Here is a 19,721-nt window from a genome sequence, read left to right as displayed (position 1 = left end):
CCGACATGCTGACCGAGCGCTCGGCGCGGATCGCCACCGCCCGCAAGCTCACCCGGCGCAGCGGCCGGGACGACGCCGGCGCCTTCCTCGCCGAGGGGCGGCAGGCGGTCAGCGAGGCGCTGGCCGAGGCCCAGGACGACCCGGGCGCCGTCCTCGAGCTGTTCGTCACCGAGGCCGCGGCGGCCGCCCACCGGGACCTGCTGGCCGCCGCCCGGGTGCCCGTGCACGTGGCCACCGACCGAGCGGTCGCCTCGCTGTCGGAGACGGTGACGCCGCAAGGGCTGGTCGCCGTCTGCGCGCTGCGCGACGTGCCGGCCGAGACGCTGGTGACCGATCCGCCGCGGCTGGCGGTCGCCCTGGCCGAGCTCGCCGACCCCGGGAACGCCGGCACGGTGCTGCGCACCGCCGACGCCTGCGGCGCCCGCACCGTGGTCTTCGGCGCCGGCTCCGCCGACCCCTACAACGGCAAGGTGGTGCGCAGCAGCGCCGGCAGCCTGTTCCACGTCGACGTCGTGCGCAGTGCACCGCTGGCCGAGCTCGTGCCGCAGGTGCAGGCCGCCGGGACGACCGTGCTGGCCGCCGACGGCGGGGGAGAGGTGGCCCTGGACGCCGCCGGGGACGAGGGGCTGCTCGGCGGGCCGGTGCTGTGGTTGTTCGGCAACGAGGCCCGCGGGCTGGACCCCGCGCTGGCCGCGCTCGCCGACGCGCGGGTGCGCATCCCGATGCGGGGCCGGGCGGAGAGCCTCAACCTGTCGGTGGCCGCCTCGATCTGCCTCTACGCCACGCAGCTCGCCGAGTAGCTCAGAGGCCGGCCGGGTGCTTGGCGGCGTACATCCGGGCGTCGGCCCGGTGCAGCAGCGGGCCGAACTCGGCGCCGTCGTCCGGGTGGACGCTGATCCCGACGCTGGCCTGCACCTGCACGGTCTGGGTGCACAGCACCACCGGTTCGGTCACCGCCGCCACCAGCTGCTCGGCCACCTGGCCGGCCTCGCGCAGCGCCGTCGACGGGTACAGCCCGAGCAGCCCGACGAGGAACTCGTCGCCGCCGAGCCTGGCCAGCAGGTCTCCCCGGCGCAGCCGGCCACGCAGCCGGTCGGCGACCACCTGCAGCAGCTCGTCCCCGGCGGCGTGGCCCAGGGCGTCGTTGACCGCCTTGAATCCGTCGAGGTCGAGGAAGAGCAACGCCACCGCAGAGCCGTCGAGCCGGGCCTGCCACAGCGCGGACTCCATCCGCTCCTCGAAGCGGCGCCGGTTGGGCAGCGCGGTGAGCGGGTCGGTGTAAGCGAGCTCCTCGATCTGGGCGAGGTGCTGGCGGGTGCGGTCGCGCTCACGGAGCAGCTCCCGCTCCGCGGTCACCCGGCCGGTCACGTCGGTCTGCACGCCGATGTACTGGACGACGTCGCCGGCGGCGTCGAGCACCGGGGCCAGGTGGATCTCGTTCCACCACGGCTCCCGGTCCGGCCCGCGGTGGTTGAGCAGCGTGGCCCGGAACTCCGCGCCCTCACGGATGGCCTGGCGCATGCGGTCCACCGTGCCCGGGTCGGTGTCCGAGCCCTGGAGGAAGCGGCAGTTGCGGCCCAGCACCTCCCCGGCCTCCAGGCCGGCGAGCTGCTCGAACGCGGCGTTGACGTACACCAGTGGCTGGTCCGGCGCCGTCATGTCCGCGATCGTCACCCCGCTGGTCGTCGCCGCCAGGGCGCGGTGCAGGAGCACCTCGTCCGGCGTGCGGCCGGCGGCGGCCGCGGCGGCCGGGGCAGCCGTCGGGACGGCGACCTCCGGGACCGTCTCCACCGGGAGCGGCTCGGCGGCGACCCGCGCGACCAGGGAGACCCCGGCGCGTTCGACCGTCCGCCGGTCGTAGGTGAGGGCGTACTCGTAGCGGCGCTGCATGTCCGGGCCGCCGTCGCCGAGGTCCCGGGCCAGCAGCGCGGCGCTGAAGTGCGGGCTCAGCACGACGACGTCCCACTCCCCGCGCACCGGGTCGGCCGGCGCGAGGTGGGCGCCGCGTACCCCGGGCAGCGGCTCGACCGGCAGGTCGGCACCGAGCGCGCACACGAAGCCCGTGCGGGCGACCAGGTCCCGATAACGGAGCCCGGTCGCGGGGGTGAAGTGCCGGGCCTCCTGGAAGGTGGCGGCGACCACGCAGGTCTCACCGAGGCGCATGGCCTGGCGCTCCAGGTGCTTGCTCAGTTCGATGAGCAGCGCCTTCGGTGCGGTGCGCAGCTGCGTCCCCTCCGGCAGGCAGCTGAACGGGGAGGTCTCCGCGTTGCCGGCCGCGCCGCTCGTGCCGGGCAGCTCCAGCCGGCCGACCTCCCGGTCCGGCACCGCGGTGGCGCCCGGCCGGCCGAAGTGCCAGCCCTGCCCGAGGCTGGCGCCCAGCGCGCGCGCCATCGCCAGGTGGGCCTCGTCCTCGATCCCCTCGGCCAGGATGAGCGCCCCGGTGCGCTCGGCGTAGCCGTTGACCGCGTTCATGATCTCGGCGACCGCCGGGCCGGGCCGCTGCTGGACCAGGCGCAGGTCGAGCTTGACCACGTCCGGGCGCAGCAGGGGCATGAACGCCAGGGACATCGACTCCGCCCCCACGTCGTCCAGGGCGATGCCCCAGCCCACCTCACGGACCCGTTCCACGGCGCGCAGCAGGTCCGCCGGGCGGGTGGCCAGCGCCCGCTCGGTGATCTCCACGACGACCCGCAACCCCGCCGGGGCGGTGGTGGCGATGGCCAGCAGCTCCTCCAGCGGCGCGGACTCCAGCACCTGCGGCTCGACGTTGACGAACACCGTCAGCGGCGGGCCGAGCTCCGCGGCGACCGCACCGCGCAGCGCGGCGGACCGGCACAGCGCGTCCAGCTCGGCGAGCCGGCCAGCCGACCGGGCGGCGGCGAAGAGGGCGTCGGGGGTGTGCAGCGGTCCCTGCGGGCCGCGGGCGAGCGCCTCGTAGGCGACGACGCGGCCGGAGTCCAGCTCCACGATCGGCTGGTACAGGCTGTGCACGCTGCCGGAGGCGAGCACCGCGTCGATCGTCGCGACAGGGGCGTGGGTCGAGGTCACGACCGGGGGATCGGCGTCGGCGGGCCCGAACCCACAGGCCCCGGGTCGCAGTACCACCCCTGGGGGTGAGCCCGGGGTCCGTCGTCCGGGGCCGTCGCCGTGGTGGTGGCGCCCGACCCGGGCGCGCCGAGCGGGCGCGTCCGGGCAGAATGGCCTCCCGTGTCTGGCGCCAACGACCCCTATGACCCCAAGCAGGTCGCCGCGCTGTCCGCGGAGGCCCTCGACGCGGCGGTGCAGGCAGCGATCGATGCCTTCTCCGCCGCCGGTGACCTGGAGGCCCTGGCCGCCGTCCGCCCCGCGCACCTGGGCGATCGCGCGCCGGTGCTGCTGGCCCGCCGCGAGCTCGGCGCGCTGCCCCCACACGCCCGCTCGGACGCCGGCAAGCGGGTCAACGCCGCCCGCGTCGCGGTCACCGAGGCCCACGCCGCCCGGCTGGCGGTGCTGGAGGCAGAGCGTGACGAGCGGGTCCTCGCCGAGGAGCGCGTCGACGTCACGCTGCCCTGGGACCGTGCCCTGCCCGGCGCCCGGCACCCGCTCACCACGCTGACCGACCGCATCTCCGACGTCTTCGTCGGGATGGGCTACGAGATCGCCGAGGGCCCGGAGCTCGAGGCCGAGTGGCTGAACTTCGACGCGCTGAACACCGGCCCGGACCACCCGGCGCGGTCGCTGGCCGACACCTTCTTCGTCGCGCCCGAGGACTCCGGGCTGGTGCTGCGCACGCACACCAGCCCGGTGCAGGCGCGCACGATGCTCGAGCGCCGGCCGCCGATCTACGTGGTCGCGCCCGGCCGGGTCTACCGCACCGACGAGCTGGACGCCACGCACACCCCGGTCTTCCACCAGGTCGAGGGCCTCGCCGTCGACCGCGGCCTGACCATGGCCCACCTGCGCGGCACCCTGGACCACCTGGCCCGCCAGCTGTTCGGCGCCGACGCGCTGACCCGGTGGCGGCCGCACTTCTTCCCCTTCACCGAGCCGTCGGCGGAGTTCGACGTCTGGTTCCCCGAGCACCGGGATGGGCCGCGCTGGGTGGAGTGGGGCGGCTGCGGGATGGTCAACCCCCGGGTCCTGGTCGCCTGCGGCATCGACCCCGAGGAGTACACCGGCTTCGCCTTCGGGATGGGCATCGAGCGGGCGCTGCAGTTCCGCTCCGGGGTCGGCGACATGCGCGACATCGTCGAGGGCGACGTCCGCTTCACGAGTGCGTTCGGAGTTGAGCAGTGAAGGTCCCCGTCAGCTGGCTGAGCGAGCACGTCGACATCCCCGCGGGGACGACGGTCGAGGAGCTGGACGAGGCGTTCGTCCGGCTCGGCTTCGAGGTCGAGGAGGTGCTCCGGCCACCGGTCACCACCGGCCCGCTCGTGGTCGGCCGGGTGCTGGAGATCGAGGAGCTCACCGGCTTCAAGAAGCCGATCCGGTACTGCCAGGTCGACGTGGGGGAGGAGGCTCCCCGGGGCATCGTCTGCGGCGCCCGCAACTTCGCCGTCGGCGACCTGGTCGTCGCGGCGCTGCCCGGTGCGGTGCTGCCCGGGGACTTCGCCATCGCCGCCCGGACGACCTACGACCACGTCTCCGACGGGATGATCTGCTCGGTCCGCGAGCTGGGCATCGGGGAGGACCACGCCGGCATCCTGGTGCTCGGGCAGGAGGGCTTCACCCCCGGGACGCCGGCCGCCGGCGTCCTCGGTCTGGACGAGGTCGTCTTCGACCTCGAGGTGACCCCCGACCGCGGCTACGCGATGAGCCTGCGGGGCATCGCCCGAGACCTGGCCGGGGCGCTCGGCGTCGACTGGCGCGACCCGGCCGCGCTCACGCCCCCGGCCTGGTCCGGTGAGCCGGGCTGGGCCGTCGAGGTGGCCGACCCGGGCCGCTGCGACCGCTTCTCCATGGTGGCGATGGAGGGCCTGGACGCGACCGCGCCCAGCCCGTGGGAGCTGCGCCGGCGGCTCGCCCAGTGCGGCATCCGCAGCATCTCCCTCGCCGTCGACGTCACGAACTTCGTGATGCTCGAGCTCGGCCAGCCGATGCACGCCTTCGACCGCGACACCGTCACCGGGCCGATCACGGTCCGCCGGGCGGCCGACGGCGAGCGGCTGACCACGCTGGACGGCGTCGACCGGGCGCTCACCGGCGACGACCTGCTGATCGCCGACGAGTCCGGGCCGATCGGGCTGGCCGGGGTGATGGGCGGCGCCTCGACCGAGATCGGCTCGACCACCACCGCGGTGCTGCTGGAGGCCGCACACTGGGAGCCGGCCGGCATCGGGCGCGGGGTGCGCCGGCACAAGCTGCCCAGCGAGGCGGCCAAGCGCTTCGAGCGGGGCACGGACCCCGACGTCACCGTCGTGGCGCTCGCCCGGGCCGCCGCGCTGCTGGCCCAGTACGGCGGCGCCCACGTCGTCGGTGCACCCGTCGACCTCGACGTGCGCGGCCCGCGCCCGGTGATCGCGCTGGACGCCGGCCGGCCCGGCCGGATCGCCGGCGTGGAGTACCCGCGGTCGCAGGTCGTGGAGGTGCTGCAGGCGATCGGCGCGACGGTCGAGGGGGACGGCCAGCAGCTGCAGGTCACGCCGCCGTCCTGGCGCGGTGACCTCACCGACCCGGCCGACCTGGTCGAGGAGGTCGTCCGCTACCTGGGCTTCGACGAGATCCCCTCCGTGCTGCCGACCGCGCCGCCGGGTCGTGGGCTCACCGAGCGCCAGCGCCGCCGGCGCAGCATCGGCCGCGCCCTCGCCGACGCCGGCTACGTCGAGGCGCCGTCCTACCCGTTCGTGGGGGAGGCGCAGCTGGACGCCCTCGGCCTGCCCGCGGACGACGCCCGGCGGTCGCTGATCACGCTGCGCAACCCGTTGTCGGAGGAGGCCCCGGCGATGCGGACGACGCTGCTGCCCGGGCTGCTGGCCACGCTCGCCCGCAACCTGGCCCGCGGGCAGCGCGACGTCGCCGTGTTCGAGCACGGTGCGGTCTTCCCGGGCGGGCCGCGCACTCAGGCCCCGGTGCCCGGGGTCGACCGGCGCCCCGACGACGACGTGCTGGATGCGCTGCTCGGCGCGGTGCCCGAGCAGCCCTGGCACGTGGGCGTGGTGCTGGCCGGGAACCTCGAACCCCGCGGCTGGTGGGGGCCGGGCCGCCCGGGCACCTGGGCCGACGCCGTGCAGGCGGCGCGCACCGTGGCCGCCGCGGCCGGTGTCGAGCTGACCGTGCGGGCCGGCGAGCTGGCGCCCTGGCACCCGGGCCGCTGCGCGGAGCTGCTCGTCGGCGACCGGGTCGTCGGCCACGCCGGCGAGCTGCACCCGCGGGTCTGCGCGACGCTCGACCTCCCCGCGCGCACCTGCGCCATGGAGCTCGACGTCGACGCCCTGCCCGCCGCGCCGGTGGCGGTCGGGCCGCACGTCTCGACCTTCCCGCCGGTGCTGATCGACCTGGCGCTGGTCGTCGCCGACGCCGTCCCGGCCGCCGACGTCGAGGCGGCACTGCGGGACGGGGCGGGTGAGCTGCTGGAGGTGCTGCGGCTCTTCGACGTCTACACCGGTGCCCCGGTGCCGGCCGGCTCGCGGTCGTTGGCGTACGCGCTGACGCTGCGCGCGCCGGACCGGACGCTGACCGGCGAGGAGGCGAACGCGGCGCGGGACGCCGCGATCGCGCTGGCCGTGGAGCGGACCGGGGCGGTGCTCCGTGCGTGATCTGACGGGCACGGTCGCGCTGGTCACCGGGGCGTCGGCCGGCATCGGCCGGTACCTGGCGCAGGGGCTGGCCGAGCGCGGCGCGACCGTTGCCGGGCTGGCGCGGTCGGCCGACCGGCTGCACGCGGCGATGGCCGAGGTCGCCGACGCCACCGGTGTCCGCACCCTGGCGGTGGCCGCCGACGTCACCGACCCCGGCGCGGTGCAGGCCGCGGTCACCCAGGTGACCGCGGAGCTCGGGCCGGTCACCCTGCTGGTCAACAACGCCGGCCTCATCGACGCCGCCGAGGTGCCGCTGTGGGAGGCCGACCCCGACCAGTGGTGGCAGGTCGTGGAGAGCCAGGTGCGGGGGCCGTTCCTGGTCTCCCGCGCCGTCGTCCCCGGGATGATCGCCGTCGGCGGTGGCCGGGTGATCGGACTGGCCAGCGGTCTGGGCACCCGGGGGAGCGACGTCTACAGCGCCTACTCGGCCGGCAAGACCGCGCAGATGCGGATCACCGAGGCGATCGACCTGGCCGGCGCGGCTCACGGGGTGCGCGCGTTCGACCTGGCGCCGGGCGTGATCGACACCGAGATGACCCGGGCGATGCCGATGCACGCCGGGCGCACCGAGTGGACCCGCCCGGAGGACGTGGTGGCCCTGGCCCTGGCGATCGCCGCCGGTGAGCTGGACCAGTGGTCGGGGCGGTTCTTCCGGGCCGGCGCCGACGACCTCGACGTGCTGCGCGCCACCACCCCCGAGGGCACCGCCCGCCAGTTGCGCCTGCGGCCGTACGGAGCCGACGACCCGGTCGGCTGAGCCACCGCGGTGGCCGAGGCGGTCAGCCGACCGCGGGGCCGAGACGGTCAGCGGTCTGCGGTGGCCGCCGCGGTCAGCAGACCGCGGCGAAGAGCACGGCGGCGCCGGTGACCTCGAGCATCCGGCGGACCAAGGGCGAGGGCCGGCGGAGCTCGGGCAGCTCGCCTGCCCGGCGGGCATGCTCGGTCTCCCGCACCAGCAGCCGCAACGCCCGGCCGTCCAGGAAGGTGGCCGCCGAGAGGTCGACGGCGCCCGCCCCGGGGGTACGCGGCCCGCCGGCGTCCCAGGCCTCGACCACCAGGCTGTCGACCTCCCCGCACAACCGGAGCACGGTCACGCCGTCCTCCTCGACCAGGTCGATCCCGCCGGACGGCTGCTGCTGGACCTCGTGCATGGCGGTGTTCCTCCCCTGCCCGGCGTCGTTCGCCGGGCACGGGGGACTCTGCACCGCCCTGCTGACAGAACGCCCTCAGCAGTCCGAGGACCGGCTGTGCGGCGACCGTCAGGAGGCCGGTTCCTCGACGACCCAGATCGTGTTGCCGTCGGGGTCGCGGACCGCGAACAGCAGCGGCGCGCCGGGCACCTGGGTCGGGGCCGGGTCGAGGTCGACGTCCCCGCGGGCGGCGAGCCGACGGTGCTCGGCGAGCACGTCGGTCGACTCGACCCCGACCGAGCCGCCGCCGGGTGAGCCGCCCATCGGCGGGTTCAGCGCCAGCCGGGCGGAGGAGCCGGGCGGGGCGACCTCCAGCCAGCGGTCCGCGCCGTCCGCACCGAAGCGCTCGTCGCCGCGCACCTCGAAGCCGAGCACCTCGGTGTAGAAGGCCCGGGCGGCGTCCTGGTCGCTGACGGAGAACATGGTGACGGCGAGCTGGGTCAGGGTGGTTGTCTGGTCCTGGGTCTGCGTCATGCCGGTCAGACCGGTGGCGACGGCCCAACTCATCGGTGGACGGCCGCGCACAGCCGGTCAGTCCTCGATGACGTCCCGGCCCTCCGCCCGCAGCAGTGCCAGGTGGTCCAGCATCCCCTGGAGCGCCTCCGGGTCGTGTCCCTGCCAGCTGTCCAGCTCGCTGACGACGCGCAGCGGGTGGCGGGTCCGGTAGGACCGGGTGGGGTTGCCCGGGAACCGCTTGTCGGTCACGTTCGGGTCGTCCTCGAACGGGCCCAGGGGCTCCACGACGTAGATGCGTCCCGGCTCCCCGCCACCGGCGAGTGCAGCCGCCAGCTCCGCGCCCCAGGCGGCGGTGTCCACGAGCGCGGTGAAGTAGACGTGGTTGGACACCCGGCCCTCCTGGAAGTTCGAGCCGTGGCCGGGGACCAGCTCGACACCGGCCACCAGGGCTGTCCTGGTCCCGTGGAAGAAGGGGCCCTGGACGTGCCCGCAGCTGTCGTAGGTCGCGGGGACGGGGAGGCTGCTCTCGTCCATGGCCGGATCTCCTCGGGGTCGTCTCGGTCGGCTGCTGCGCTGCGGTGTCAGCCGGACCAGCCTGTCGCGGACCGGCCGGCCTGCGGGCGGCGTGACCTCCTCGCCACCTGGGACCCCCGCGGGTCCCCGCGCGTCAGAACACGGTGGCCAGCGCCCGTGGCGCGATGTCCACGGTGACCAGCGTGTCGGGCTCGAGCTCCACCAGCTCGCCGTCCAGCTGCAGCGGCATGGGGACCAGGGTGGTGAAGGCGTAGTGGGTCGCGCTCGGCTGCCGGCCGAGCCCCCGGGTCGCGGCGCGCAGCGCGGTGCTGAGGACCCGGAGCTTCCCAGTCCGTCGCTGGGCGATCACCTCGAACCGGCCGTCGTCGGGGCGGGCGCCCTCGCTCAGCGTGGCCACCTTCGCCATCTGGGCGATGTTGGCGAAGAGCAGGCTGTCGATGGTGCGCTCCTCGCCGTCCTCCTGGCGGATCGGGAAGGGCCGGAAGCGGGTGAAGCCGCGGAGCACCGAGAGCGCCTCCCGCCACGAGCCCTTGCCGCCCTTCTCGATGTCGACCGCGATCACGGGGGTGAGCCCGGCCCCGATGTAGGAGTGGGCGTACCGCACCTGGGCGTCGCTGCCGCTGCCGAGCGTGAGCCGCAGCAGGTCGATCCGCCGGACGTCGCCGGCCACGATCGCGTCGGCCAGGTGGTGCTCGCGCGTCGTCCGCCGATGGTCGTTGGCGTTGCCGGCCGCCCGCACCGCGCAGACGGCGTCCGGGTTGCCGGCCTGCATGACGCCGTCGACGACCTCGTTGTAACCGCCGTCCCCGCTGACCGAGACCAGCAGCGGCCGCCCCGTGGCAGCGGCCTCGCGGGCCAGCTCGCGGGCGTGGCCGGCGCGCTGGGTCGGGCAGAGCTCCACGGGGACGGCGGGGAGCCGCTCGGCCAGCTCGGCACGCAGTTCCTCGGCCGACTCCGGTGCCTCGCCGGTGCTGTGCGGGTTGAAGATGACGACGATCCGGTCGAACACGCTCACAGGTGCGGGCCTCCTCGGCGATGGACGGGCTCGGCTGCCCGTTCGCTCCCTGCCCGGGAACGCGGTCCGGCACGCACTGGCCCACCTCAGACTGCACAGTCATGCACGGCCAGGTATGGTCATGCATCGTGAACAGCGAACAGACGTGGACGGTCGGGGTCACCGGCGCCACCGGGTACGCCGGGGGTGAGGTGTGCCGGCTGCTGGCCGGGCACCCGAACCTCCGGCTGACCGGGGTGCATGCCAACTCGAGCGCCGGCCGACGCCTGGGTGAGCTGCAGCCGCACCTGCTGCCCTACGCCGACCTCGAGGTCCAGGGCAGTGACGCGGCCTCGCTGGCCGGCTACGACGTCGTCGTGCTGGCACTCCCGCACGGGGAGTCCGCGGCGATCGCGGCCCAGCTGCCCGCCGACACGTTGGTCATCGACTGCGGCGCCGACCACCGGCTCAACGACCCGGCCGCCTGGGCCCGCTGGTACGGCGGCGAGCACGCCGGCCACTGGCCCTACGGGCTGCCCGAGCTCCCCGGCCAGCGGGAGCAGCTGACCGGTGCCCGGCGGATCGCCGTCCCGGGCTGCTACCCGACCTCGGTCACCCTGGCGATGGCCCCGGCGCTGGCCGCCGGGCTCGTGACGCCGGACGTCGTGGTGGTGGCGGTGAGCGGCACCTCCGGAGCGGGCAAGAGCGCCAAGACCCACCTGCTCGGCAGCGAGGTGATGGGCTCGGCCAGCGCCTACGGCGTGGGCGGGGTCCACCGGCACACCCCGGAGATGGTGCAGAACCTGGCGCAGGCCGCCGGGAAGCCGGTCCGGATCAGCTTCACCCCGACCCTGGTGCCGATGAGCCGGGGCATCCTGGCCACCTGCTCGGCCCCGCTGGCCGACGGCGTGGACGCCGCCCGGGCCCGGGCCGCGTACCAGGAGGCCTACGGCGACGAGCCGTTCGTGCACCTGCTGCCCGAGGGCCAGTGGCCCACCACCGCCGCGGTGCTCGGTGCGAACACCGTGCAGCTGCAGGTGGCGATCGACCCGGACGCCGGCCGGCTGGTCGTGGTGGCCGCCGTCGACAACCTCACCAAGGGCACGGCCGGCGCCGCCCTCCAGTGCGCCAACCTGGCCCTTGGCCTCCCCGAGACCACGGGTCTCCCGACCGTCGGAGTCGCACCGTGAGCGTCACTGCCCCTCAGGGGTTCCGCGCGGCCGGCGTCGCCGCCGGCCTGAAGTCCAGCGGTGCGCCGGACGTCGCACTGGTCGTCAACGACGGGCCGGACGACGCTGCGGCCGCCGTCTTCACCACCAACCGGTTCCCGGCAGCCCCCGTGCTGTGGAGCCGGCAGGCGCTCGTCGACCACCGGCTGCGCGCGGTCGTGCTCAACTCCGGCGGCGCCAACGCCTGCACGGGGCCCGAGGGCTTCGGCGACACCCACACCACCGCCGAGCACGTCGCGGCCGAACTCGGGCTCGGTGCCGTCGACATCGCGGTGGCCTCCACCGGCCTGATCGGCGTGCGGCTGCCGATGGACACGCTCCTCGCCGGGGTCGGCGCCGCGGTCGCGGGGCTGTCCGCCGACGGCGGCCCGGACGCCGCCCGGGCGATCATGACCACCGACTCGGTGCCGAAGACGACGGTGCAGACCGGGGACGGCTGGACCATCGGCGGGATGGCGAAGGGCGCGGGCATGCTGGCCCCCTCGCTGGCCACGATGCTCGTCGTCCTCACCACCGACGCCGTCGTGCCGGCCGAGGTGCTCCAGCCGGCGCTGCGGGCGGCGACCAGCGTCAGCGTCGAGCGGGTGGACTCCGACGGCTGCCTGTCCACCAACGACACGGTGATCGTGCTGGCCAACGGCGCCAGCGGGGTCACGCCCAGCGCGGAGGAGTTCACCGCCGCCCTCACCGCGGCCGCCACCGACCTGGCGATGCAGCTCCTCGCCGACGCCGAGGGCTCGACCAAGGACATCGCGATCACCGTCCGCAACGCGGCCAGCGTTGCCGACGCGGTCACCGCCGGCCGGGCCTGCGCCCGGAACAACCTGCTCAAGACCGCGCTGTTCGGCAACGACCCCAACTGGGGCCGGGTGCTGGCCGCGATCGGCACCACCGACGCGGCGTTCGAGCCCGACCAAGTGGACGTGACCATCAACGGCGTCACGGTCTGCCGCGCCGGCGCGATCGGCGACCCGCGCGAGGGTGTCGACCTGTCCGGCCGGGCCATCACGATCGACGTCGACCTGCGGGCCGGCAGCGAGCAGGCCACGATCTGGACGAACGACCTGTCCCTCGCCTACGTCCACGAGAACTCGGCCTACTCGACATGACCACTGACCCGACCAGCAGCGACAGCCCGGCGCAGGACCCCACCCCGCCCGACGTCGCCCCCGATCTCGCCACCCCGCCGGCCCGGCGTTCGGTGGGCACCCCCCGCGTCATGCGCACGCACGACCCCGAGGGCGACGCGCGCAAGGTCGCCGTCCTCACCGGTGCGCTCCCCTGGCTGCGGGAGTTCCACGGCCGGATCGTGGTGGTGAAGTACGGCGGGCACGCCATGGTCGACGAGCAGTGCCGACGCGCCTTCGCCGAGGACATGGTGTTCCTGCGGACCTGCGGGATCCTGCCGGTCGTCGTGCACGGCGGCGGCCCGCAGATCAACGGCATGCTCAGCCGGCTGGGCATCGAGAGCGAGTTCCGCGGCGGGCTGCGGGTCACCACCGAGGAGACGATCGACGTCGTCCGGATGGTGCTGACCGGTCAGGTGGGCCCCGAGGTGGTCGGCCTGATCAACTCCTACGGCCCGCTGGCCGTGGGGCTGTCCGGTGAGGACGGCGGCCTGTTCACCGCCGAGCGCACGCACGCGATCATCGCCGGCGAGCCGGTGGACGTCGGCCTGGTCGGTGACGTCGTCGCGGTCGACCCCGCCCCGGTCCACGCGCTGCTCGAGGCCGGGCACATCCCGGTCGTCGCCACCGTCGCACCGGACGCGCACGGCCAGGTGCACAACGTCAACGCCGACACCGCCGCCGCGGCGCTCGCGGTCGCCCTGGGCGCGGTGAAGCTGGTCGTGCTCACCGACGTCGAGGGGCTCTACGCCAACTGGCCCGACCGCGACTCGCTGGTCCAGAAGATCGACGCGACCGAGCTGGCCGAGATCCTCCCGACCCTGGACGCCGGGATGATCCCGAAGATGGCCGCCTGCCTGCGGGCGGTCGAGGGCGGCGTCCGCCGGGCCACCGTCATCGACGGGCGCCTCCCGCACGCCCTGCTGCTGGAGACCTTCACCACCGAGGGCACCGGGACGATGGTCGTCCCGGCCGGCACCGACACCACAGCACCGACACCGGAGGGAGTGACCGCACCATGACGCACACCGAGGAGCTGGCCACCCGCTGGTCGGCCGTGATGATGGGCAATTACAAGACCCCGCCGGTGGCGCTGGCCCGCGGCGCGGGTGCCACCGTCTGGGACGTCGACGGCCGGGAGTACACCGACCTGCTCGGCGGGATCGCCACCACGATCCTCGGCCACGCCCACCCGGCGGTCGTGCACGCGATCACCGCCCAGGCGCAGCTGCTCGGACACGTGTCCAACCTGGCCATGCACGAGCCGGGGGTGCTGCTGGCCGAGCGGCTGCTGGAGCTCGCCGGCCGGCCGGGACGGGTCTTCTTCTGCAACTCCGGGGCGGAGGCCAACGAGGCCGCGTTCAAGCTCAGCCGGCTGACCGGGCGGCCCGAGGTGGTCACCGCGATCGGCTCCTTCCACGGCCGCACCATGGGCTCCCTCGCGCTCACCGGGCAGCCGGCCAAGGCCGCCGCCTTCGCCCCGCTGCCCGGCGGCGTGCAGCACGTCCCGTACGGGGACGCCGACGCGCTGTCGGCCACCGTGGGCGAGCAGACCGCGATGGTGCTGCTGGAGCCGATGCTGGGGGAGGGCGGCGTGCTGCCGGCCCCGCCCGGCTACCTCGCCGCGGCCGCGGAGACCGCCCGCGCCGCGGGTGCCCTCTTCGCCGTCGACGAGGTGCAGACCGGCAGCGGGCGCACCGGGCAGTGGTTCGCCCACCAGTCCGACGGCCTGCAGCCCGACGTCGTCACCCTGGCCAAGGCCCTCGGCGGCGGCCTGCCGCTGGGCGCCACCCTGGCCTTCGGCGCAGCCGCGGACCTGATGACCGCGGGTTCGCACGGCTCCACGTTCGGCGGCAACCCGATCGTCGCGGCCGCCGCACTGGCGGTGCTGGACACCATCCGGGACGAGGGGCTGCTGGAGCGCGCCAAGGAGATCGAGCACCGGGTCGCCGCCGGCGTCGACGCGCTGGGCCACGAGGGGATCAGCGGCGTCCGGGGCCGGGGCGCGCTGCTCGGCGTCGTCCTCACCGCGCCGGTCGCCGCCGCGGTCGAGACCCACCTGCGGGCGGCCGGGTTCCTCGTGAACGGGGTGGCCGCCGACGTCGTCCGGCTGGCGCCGCCGCTGGTCGTCACCGACGCCCAGCTCGACGCGTTCGTCGCCGCCCTCCCCGCCGCACTGGACGCCGCCCTGCGGGACGCGGACCAGTGACGGTCCGGCACCTCACCCGGGACGACGACCTCACCACAGCGGAGCAGGCGGAGGTCCTCGCGCTGGCCGCGCAGCTCAAGGCCGGCCGGCACACCGCCGCCGCGCCGACCCCGCTGCGCGCGGACAACGGCACCCAGCGCACCGTCGCGGTGCTGTTCGACAAGCCCTCCACCCGCACCCGGCTCTCCTTCGCCGTCGGCGTCACCGAGCTCGGCGGGCAGCCGCTGGTCATCGACGGCGCGGCCAGCCAGCTCGGCCGCGGGGAGTCGGTGGAGGACACCACCCGGGTGCTCGACCGGCAGGTCGCCGCGATCGTCTGGCGGACCTCGGGCCAGGAGCGGATGGACGCGATGGCATCGGTCAGCCGCGTCCCGGTGGTCAACGCGCTGACCGACACGTTCCACCCGTGCCAGGTGCTCGCCGACCTGCAGACGGTGCTCGAACGGCGCACGCAGCTGGCCGGGCTGACCCTCAGCTACCTGGGCGACGGCGCCAACAACATGGCCCACTCCTACCTGCTGGGCGGCGCCCTGGCCGGCATGCACGTGCGGATCGGCTCGCCGGAGGCCTTCCAGCCCGACCCGGCCGTGCTGACCCGGGCGGGGCAGATCGCGAAGGAGACCGGTGGGTCCGTGCAGTGGACCGCCGACCCGGCCGCCGCCGCCGACGGCGCCGACGTGCTGGCCACGGACGCCTGGGTGTCGATGGGCCAGGAGTCCGAGCACGCCGCCCGGACCGGCCCGTTCGTGCCGTACGCCGTCGACGAGCAGGCGCTGACCCGGGCCGCCGACGACGCCGTCGTCCTGCACTGCCTGCCGGCCTACCGCGGCAAGGAGATCGCCGCCTCGGTCATCGACGGGCCGCAGAGCGCCGTGTGGGACGAGGCGGAGAACCGGCTGCACGCGCAGAAGGCCCTGCTGCTGTGGTTGCTGGAGCGGTCGGGGTGACCACCGCGCTGACCCGCTCCGCCCGGCACGCCCGGATCGCCGAGCTGATCACCGCCGGCCCGGTCACCTCACAGACCCAGCTGGCTCGCCTGCTGGCCGAGTCCGGGGTCGACGTCACCCAGGCGACGCTCTCCCGCGACCTCGAGGAGCTCGGCGCGGTCAAGCTGCGCGGGTCCGACGGGGCGCCGGCCTCCTACGTGCTGCCGCCGGAGAACGCCCCGCTGCGCCCGGCGCAGTCGGCACCGGCCCGGCTGACCCGGCTGCTGGCCGACCTGCTCACCAGCGCCGAGGGCAGCGCGAACCTCGCCGTCGTCCGCACGCCGCCGGGCGCCGCCCAGTTCCTCGCCTCCGGGCTGGACAAGGTGGGGCTGCCCGACGTGCTGGGCACCATCGCCGGGGACGACACTTTGATGGTCGTCTCGCGCGACCCCCATGGGGGCCCCGCGCTCGCCGCCCGGCTGCGCGCGCTCGCCGAGCGCGCCCGGCCGGCGCACGGGGACGACACCGACCTGCAGGCCGACGTGGAAGAGAGCGCAGAGTGACCGAGGGCAACGCCGGCAGCCAGACCCGACTGTGGGGCGGCCGTTTCGGCGGCGGCCCGTCACCGGCGATGGCGGCGCTGTCGAAGTCCACCGACGTCGACTGGCGGCTGGCGCCGTACGACCTGGCCAGCTCACGGGCGCACGCCCGGGTGCTGGAGCGGGCCGGGCTGCTGACCGTCGACGAGCTGGCCAGGATGATCGGCGCGCTCACCGAGCTGTCCGCCGAGGTCGGCGACGGCACGTTCGCCCCGATCGAGGCCGACGAGGACGTGCACGAGGCGCTCGAGCGGGGCCTGCTGGAGAAGCTCGGCCCGCTGGGCGGCAAGCTCCGCGCCGGCCGCAGCCGCAACGACCAGGTCGCCACCGACCTCCGGCTGTACCTGCGGCACAACGTGCGCCGGCTGGTCGGCGAGCTCGCCGCGCTGGAGAAGGCGCTGGTCGGGCTGGCCCTGCGCTACCGCGACGTCGCCGCCCCGGGGATGACCCACCTGCAGCACGCCCAGCCGGTGCTCATCGCCCACCAGCTGCTCGCGCACGCCCACTCGCTGGCCCGCGACGTCGACCGGCTGCTGGACTGGGACCGGCGGGCAGCGGTCAGCCCGCTGGGCTCCGGCGCGCTGGCCGGTTCCTCGCTGGCGCTGGACCCCGACGCCGTCGCCGCGGAGCTCGGCTTCGACCGGGCCGCCGACAACAGCATCGACGCGGTCAGCGACCGCGACTTCGCCGCGGAGTTCTGCTTCGTCGCGGCCCTGCTCGGCGTGCACCTGTCCCGGCTGGGGGAGGAGGTCGTGCTCTGGACGTCGACCGAGTTCGGCTGGGCCCGGCTGGACGACGCCTGGGCGACCGGGTCGTCGATCATGCCGCAGAAGAAGAACCCGGACATCGCCGAGCTGGCCCGGGGCAAGGCCGGCCGGTTCGTCGGCAACCTGACCGGGCTGCTGACCATGCTCAAGGGCCTCCCGCTGGCCTACGACCGTGACCTGCAGGAGGACAAGGAGCCGGTCTTCGACTCCGTCGAGCAGCTGCTCCTGCTGCTGCCCGCGGTCACCGGGATGGTGGCCACCCTGACCCTCCGCCCGGAGGTGATCGAGGCCGCCGCCCCCCAGGGGTTCGCGCTGGCCACCGACGTCGCCGAGTGGCTGGTGTCCAACGGCGTCCCGTTCCGGTCCGCGCACGAGATCAGCGGCTCGATGGTCGCCTTCTGCGAGGAGGCCGGCCTCGAGCTCGACGAGCTGGACGACGACCAGCTCGCCGGCATCGACGAACGGCTCACCCCGGAGGTGCGGTCGGTGCTGACCGTCCCCGGTGCCCTGGCGGCCCGGCAGGCCCGCGGCGGGACGGCGCCGGAGCGGGTCGCCGAACAGCTCCGGTCGCTCTCCGAGCTCGCCCGTGAGCACACCGAGTGGGCGTCGTGGTCACCGGTGGCCGGGGCCCTCTAGCCCGCGTGGTCGCCGACCTCCCGCCGTCCGACCGGCCCGGGCCGGGTCCGCTCCTCACCGAGGAGGACCTGCTCGGGCCGGTCGACGAGGTCGCCCGGTCGCTGCTGGGGTGCTGGGTGGTGACCGATCGGCCCGACGGGCGGGTCGGGCTGCGGCTCACCGAGGTGGAGGCGTACTCCGGGCAGGGGGAGGACCCGGCCTCGCACGCCCACCGGGGCCCGACCCCGCGGGCGGAGATCATGTTCGGCCCGCCCGGCCGGTTGTACGTCTACTTCAGCTACGGGGTGCACTGGTGCGCCAACGTCGTCGTCGGCCCCGCCGGTCGCGGCTCAGCGGTCCTGATGCGCGCCGGTGAGGTGGTGGTGGGGGAGTCGCTGGCCCACTCCCGTAGGCCGGCCGCACGGGTCGCGCGGGACCTGGCCCGCGGCCCGGCCCGGCTCACCCAGGCGCTGGCCATCGGCCCCGACGACCGGGGGACCGACCTGCTCGACCCCGCCTCACCCGTGCGTCTGCACGCCGGGGGAGCGCCCGCCGGTGTCTCGGCCGGCCCGCGGGTCGGGATCAGCGTGGCCGCCGAGCTCCCCTGGCGCTTCTGGGAGACCGAGGCCCCGTCGGTGAGCGTCTTCCGGGCGGGCGGGAAGCCGCGGCGCCGGGCTGCCAGGCAAGATGGGCGACCGTGACCTCAGCACCTTCTGTGATCGACGAGCTGCACCGCCGCGGGCTGATCGCCCAGAGCACCGACGAGGAGGCGCTGCGCGCCCATCTCGCGGAGGGGCCGGTCACGTACTACTGCGGCTTCGACCCCACCGCGGCGAGCCTGCACGTCGGTCACCTGATCCAGTTCATGGTGCTGCGGGCCCTGCAGCGGGCCGGGCACCAGCCGATCGTCCTGGTCGGTGGCGCCACCGGGCTGATCGGTGACCCCCGGCCGTCGTCGGAACGCCAGCTGAACGACCCCACCCAGGTGGCCACCTGGGTGGACGGGATCCGCCGCCGGGTGGCGCCCTTCCTCGACCTGCCGGCAGCCGAACAGGGGCTGCGGGAGCCGATCTACGTCGACAACCTGGAGTGGACGTCGCCGCTGTCGGCGATCGACTTCCTGCGCGACCTCGGCAAGCACTTCCGGGTCAACCGCATGCTGGCCAAGGAGGCCGTCTCGGCTCGGCTGAACTCCGACGCGGGGATCAGCTACACCGAGTTCAGCTACCAGATCCTGCAGGCCAACGACTTCCGTGAGCTGTTCCGGCGGCACGGCTGCACGCTGCAGAGCGGTGGCTCCGACCAGTGGGGGAACATCACCGCCGGCACGGACCTGGTGCGGCGGACCGAGGGGGCGTCGGCGCACGCCCTGGCCACCCCGCTGATCACCACGGCCGACGGGAAGAAGATCGGCAAGACCGAGGGCGCCACCATCTGGCTGGACCCGGAGCACACCAGCCCGTACGCGTTCTTCCAGTACTGGCTCAACATCGACGACGTCGATGCCCGGGCCTGGCTGCCGCTGTTCTCCGAGCGCCCGGCCGAGGAGGTGGCGGCGCTGATCGCGGAGTCCGCGGAGCGTCCGGCGTCCCGGGCACCGCAACGCGCGCTGGCCGAGGAGCTCACCCGGCTCGTGCACGGGCCAGCGGAACTGGCTCAGGCGGAGGCCGCCGGCCGGGCCCTGTTCGGCCGGGCCGAGCTCACCGAGCTGGACCCGCAGACGCTGACCGCAGCCCTGACCGAGGCGGGCGCGGTCGAGATCGAGGACCCTGCGCTGTCGGTCGCTGCCCTGTTCCAGCGGGCGGGGCTGGCGTCGTCCCTGACCGATGCGCGGCGCACGGTCAAGGAGGGCGGCGCCTACGTCAACAACGTCCGGGTCACCGACGCCGACGCCGCACCCGCCCCCGGGGACTGGTTGACCGGGGGGTGGCTGGTGCTGCGGAAGGGCAAGCGGCTGGTGGCCGGCGTGCACTGTCCCGGGGCCGGTCCGGCCACCTGAGCTGGGCGATCGCTGGCCGCACGGGCCGGGCGCCCGTGGCGTGTGAACGCCAGGTGACGGCCATGTCTCGGGCAGGTGGCGCGCGTCACCCGACCCGGGTTTGACACCTCCAGCAGAGCCACGTAACTTTCTCTCTGCGCCGGGAACGACCGCGAGGCCGGGACCGGGCGCCGAGCAGGACAACACAAGCCGGAGACGACGACCTGAGAGGGTCTGGTTCGCCGCGCGTCCGCTCCTTGAGAACTCAACAGCGTGCCGAAAGTCAGTGCCATATATCAATACCCCCATTCGGCGTCCTTC

At 75.0% G+C, this 19,721-nt stretch carries 18 protein-coding genes; 13 read left to right on the top strand and 5 right to left on the bottom strand.

Annotated features, from left to right (window positions below; translation table 11 throughout):
• Nucleotides 1-5 precede the first annotated feature (5 nt).
• The gene (locus O2W53_RS23505; RefSeq protein WP_269165523.1) at nt 6-800 is read left to right on the top strand and encodes a TrmH family RNA methyltransferase; all 795 of its coding nucleotides are present in this window, start codon (nt 6-8) and stop codon (nt 798-800) included.
• Between the two features lies 1 nt (nt 801).
• Here the strand turns inward: O2W53_RS23505 and O2W53_RS23500 are convergent, their stop codons facing one another.
• Complete coding sequence (locus O2W53_RS23500) at nt 802-3,048, bottom strand: diguanylate cyclase domain-containing protein (RefSeq protein ID WP_269165476.1); 2,247 nt, start codon at nt 3,046-3,048, stop codon at nt 802-804.
• 159 nt (nt 3,049-3,207) lie between these two features.
• On the opposite strand from O2W53_RS23500, the gene pheS reads away from it, so the two are divergent.
• From pheS to O2W53_RS23485, 3 genes are read left to right on the top strand one after another with little or no spacing between them, the layout of a single operon-like run.
• Nucleotides 3,208-4,275, top strand: coding sequence for a phenylalanine--tRNA ligase subunit alpha (pheS, locus tag O2W53_RS23495; RefSeq protein ID WP_269165475.1), 1,068 nt, complete (start codon nt 3,208-3,210; stop codon nt 4,273-4,275).
• On the top strand, nt 4,272-6,734 hold the full coding sequence (pheT, locus tag O2W53_RS23490) for a phenylalanine--tRNA ligase subunit beta (RefSeq protein ID WP_269165474.1): 2,463 nt from the start codon (nt 4,272-4,274) through the stop codon (nt 6,732-6,734). Before pheS ends, pheT begins: the two co-directional genes overlap by 4 nt.
• Complete coding sequence (locus O2W53_RS23485; RefSeq protein WP_269165473.1) at nt 6,727-7,533, top strand: SDR family NAD(P)-dependent oxidoreductase; 807 nt, start codon at nt 6,727-6,729, stop codon at nt 7,531-7,533. The genes pheT and O2W53_RS23485 overlap by 8 nt, the downstream gene beginning before the upstream one ends.
• A 73-nt stretch (nt 7,534-7,606) precedes the next feature.
• On the opposite strand, the gene O2W53_RS23480 is transcribed toward O2W53_RS23485, so the two are convergent.
• The 4 genes from O2W53_RS23480 to O2W53_RS23465 form a co-directional block, all read right to left on the bottom strand.
• Complete coding sequence (locus O2W53_RS23480) at nt 7,607-7,927, bottom strand: STAS domain-containing protein (RefSeq protein WP_269165472.1); 321 nt, start codon at nt 7,925-7,927, stop codon at nt 7,607-7,609.
• Between the two features lie 108 nt (nt 7,928-8,035).
• A complete protein-coding gene (locus O2W53_RS23475; RefSeq protein WP_269165471.1) occupies nt 8,036-8,440 on the bottom strand; it encodes a glyoxalase superfamily protein in 405 nt (134 codons plus the stop codon).
• A gap of 57 nt (nt 8,441-8,497) precedes the next feature.
• Nucleotides 8,498-8,956, bottom strand: coding sequence for an NAD(+)--rifampin ADP-ribosyltransferase (gene arr / locus O2W53_RS23470; RefSeq protein WP_269165470.1), 459 nt, complete (start codon nt 8,954-8,956; stop codon nt 8,498-8,500).
• A gap of 133 nt (nt 8,957-9,089) precedes the next feature.
• Nucleotides 9,090-9,971 carry a diacylglycerol/lipid kinase family protein gene (locus O2W53_RS23465; RefSeq protein WP_269165469.1) on the bottom strand — a complete coding sequence of 294 codons (882 nt, stop codon included), beginning with the start codon at nt 9,969-9,971 and terminating at the stop codon, nt 9,090-9,092.
• A gap of 128 nt (nt 9,972-10,099) precedes the next feature.
• Here O2W53_RS23465 and argC point away from each other — a divergent pair, with 128 nt between their 5' ends.
• Genes argC through tyrS form a run of 9 tightly spaced genes read left to right on the top strand, consistent with a single transcriptional unit; the run spans nt 10,100 to nt 19,421 of the window.
• Nucleotides 10,100-11,140, top strand: coding sequence for an N-acetyl-gamma-glutamyl-phosphate reductase (gene argC, locus O2W53_RS23460; RefSeq protein WP_269165468.1), 1,041 nt, complete (start codon nt 10,100-10,102; stop codon nt 11,138-11,140).
• Nucleotides 11,137-12,288 carry a bifunctional glutamate N-acetyltransferase/amino-acid acetyltransferase ArgJ gene (gene argJ, locus O2W53_RS23455; protein WP_269165467.1) on the top strand — a complete coding sequence of 384 codons (1,152 nt, stop codon included), beginning with the start codon at nt 11,137-11,139 and terminating at the stop codon, nt 12,286-12,288. The genes argC and argJ overlap by 4 nt, the downstream gene beginning before the upstream one ends.
• Nucleotides 12,285-13,328, top strand: coding sequence for an acetylglutamate kinase (gene argB, locus O2W53_RS23450; RefSeq protein WP_269165466.1), 1,044 nt, complete (start codon nt 12,285-12,287; stop codon nt 13,326-13,328). The genes argJ and argB overlap by 4 nt, the downstream gene beginning before the upstream one ends.
• Nucleotides 13,325-14,515 carry an acetylornithine transaminase gene (locus tag O2W53_RS23445; protein ID WP_269165465.1) on the top strand — a complete coding sequence of 397 codons (1,191 nt, stop codon included), beginning with the start codon at nt 13,325-13,327 and terminating at the stop codon, nt 14,513-14,515. The genes argB and O2W53_RS23445 overlap by 4 nt, the downstream gene beginning before the upstream one ends.
• On the top strand, nt 14,512-15,462 hold the full coding sequence (argF, locus tag O2W53_RS23440) for an ornithine carbamoyltransferase (RefSeq protein ID WP_269165464.1): 951 nt from the start codon (nt 14,512-14,514) through the stop codon (nt 15,460-15,462). The genes O2W53_RS23445 and argF overlap by 4 nt, the downstream gene beginning before the upstream one ends.
• A complete protein-coding gene (locus tag O2W53_RS23435; protein ID WP_269165463.1) occupies nt 15,459-16,004 on the top strand; it encodes an arginine repressor in 546 nt (181 codons plus the stop codon). The genes argF and O2W53_RS23435 overlap by 4 nt, the downstream gene beginning before the upstream one ends.
• Nucleotides 16,001-17,443 (top strand): argininosuccinate lyase, encoded by a 1,443-nt coding sequence (argH, locus tag O2W53_RS23430; protein ID WP_269165462.1) that lies wholly within the window; start codon nt 16,001-16,003, stop codon nt 17,441-17,443. Before O2W53_RS23435 ends, argH begins: the two co-directional genes overlap by 4 nt.
• 5 nt (nt 17,444-17,448) lie before the next feature.
• The gene (locus O2W53_RS23425) at nt 17,449-18,123 is read left to right on the top strand and encodes a DNA-3-methyladenine glycosylase (RefSeq protein WP_269165461.1); all 675 of its coding nucleotides are present in this window, start codon (nt 17,449-17,451) and stop codon (nt 18,121-18,123) included.
• Entirely contained in the window at nt 18,120-19,421 is a 1,302-nt protein-coding gene (tyrS, locus tag O2W53_RS23420; protein WP_269165460.1) for a tyrosine--tRNA ligase, read from the top strand. Before O2W53_RS23425 ends, tyrS begins: the two co-directional genes overlap by 4 nt.
• Nucleotides 19,422-19,721: the final 300 nt, after the last annotated feature.

It is taken from the genome of Modestobacter sp. VKM Ac-2978 (assembly GCF_026968025.1).
GTDB lineage: Bacteria > Actinomycetota > Actinomycetes > Mycobacteriales > Geodermatophilaceae > Modestobacter.
Note: the sequence above shows the minus strand (reverse complement) of the source record. Positions and strands in the feature narration are given on the sequence as shown.

Coding starts and splice junctions, on each gene's coding strand:
- O2W53_RS23475 (WP_269165471.1), bottom strand. CDS start 8,440: ATGACGCAGACCCAGGACCAGACAACCACCCTGACCCAGCTCGCCGTC.
- O2W53_RS23445 (WP_269165465.1), top strand. CDS start 13,325: ATGACGCACACCGAGGAGCTGGCCACCCGCTGGTCGGCCGTGATGATG.
- O2W53_RS23505 (WP_269165523.1), top strand. CDS start 6: ATGCTGACCGAGCGCTCGGCGCGGATCGCCACCGCCCGCAAGCTCACC.
- argB (WP_269165466.1), top strand. CDS start 12,285: ATGACCACTGACCCGACCAGCAGCGACAGCCCGGCGCAGGACCCCACC.
- O2W53_RS23480 (WP_269165472.1), bottom strand. CDS start 7,927: ATGCACGAGGTCCAGCAGCAGCCGTCCGGCGGGATCGACCTGGTCGAG.
- arr (WP_269165470.1), bottom strand. CDS start 8,956: ATGGACGAGAGCAGCCTCCCCGTCCCCGCGACCTACGACAGCTGCGGG.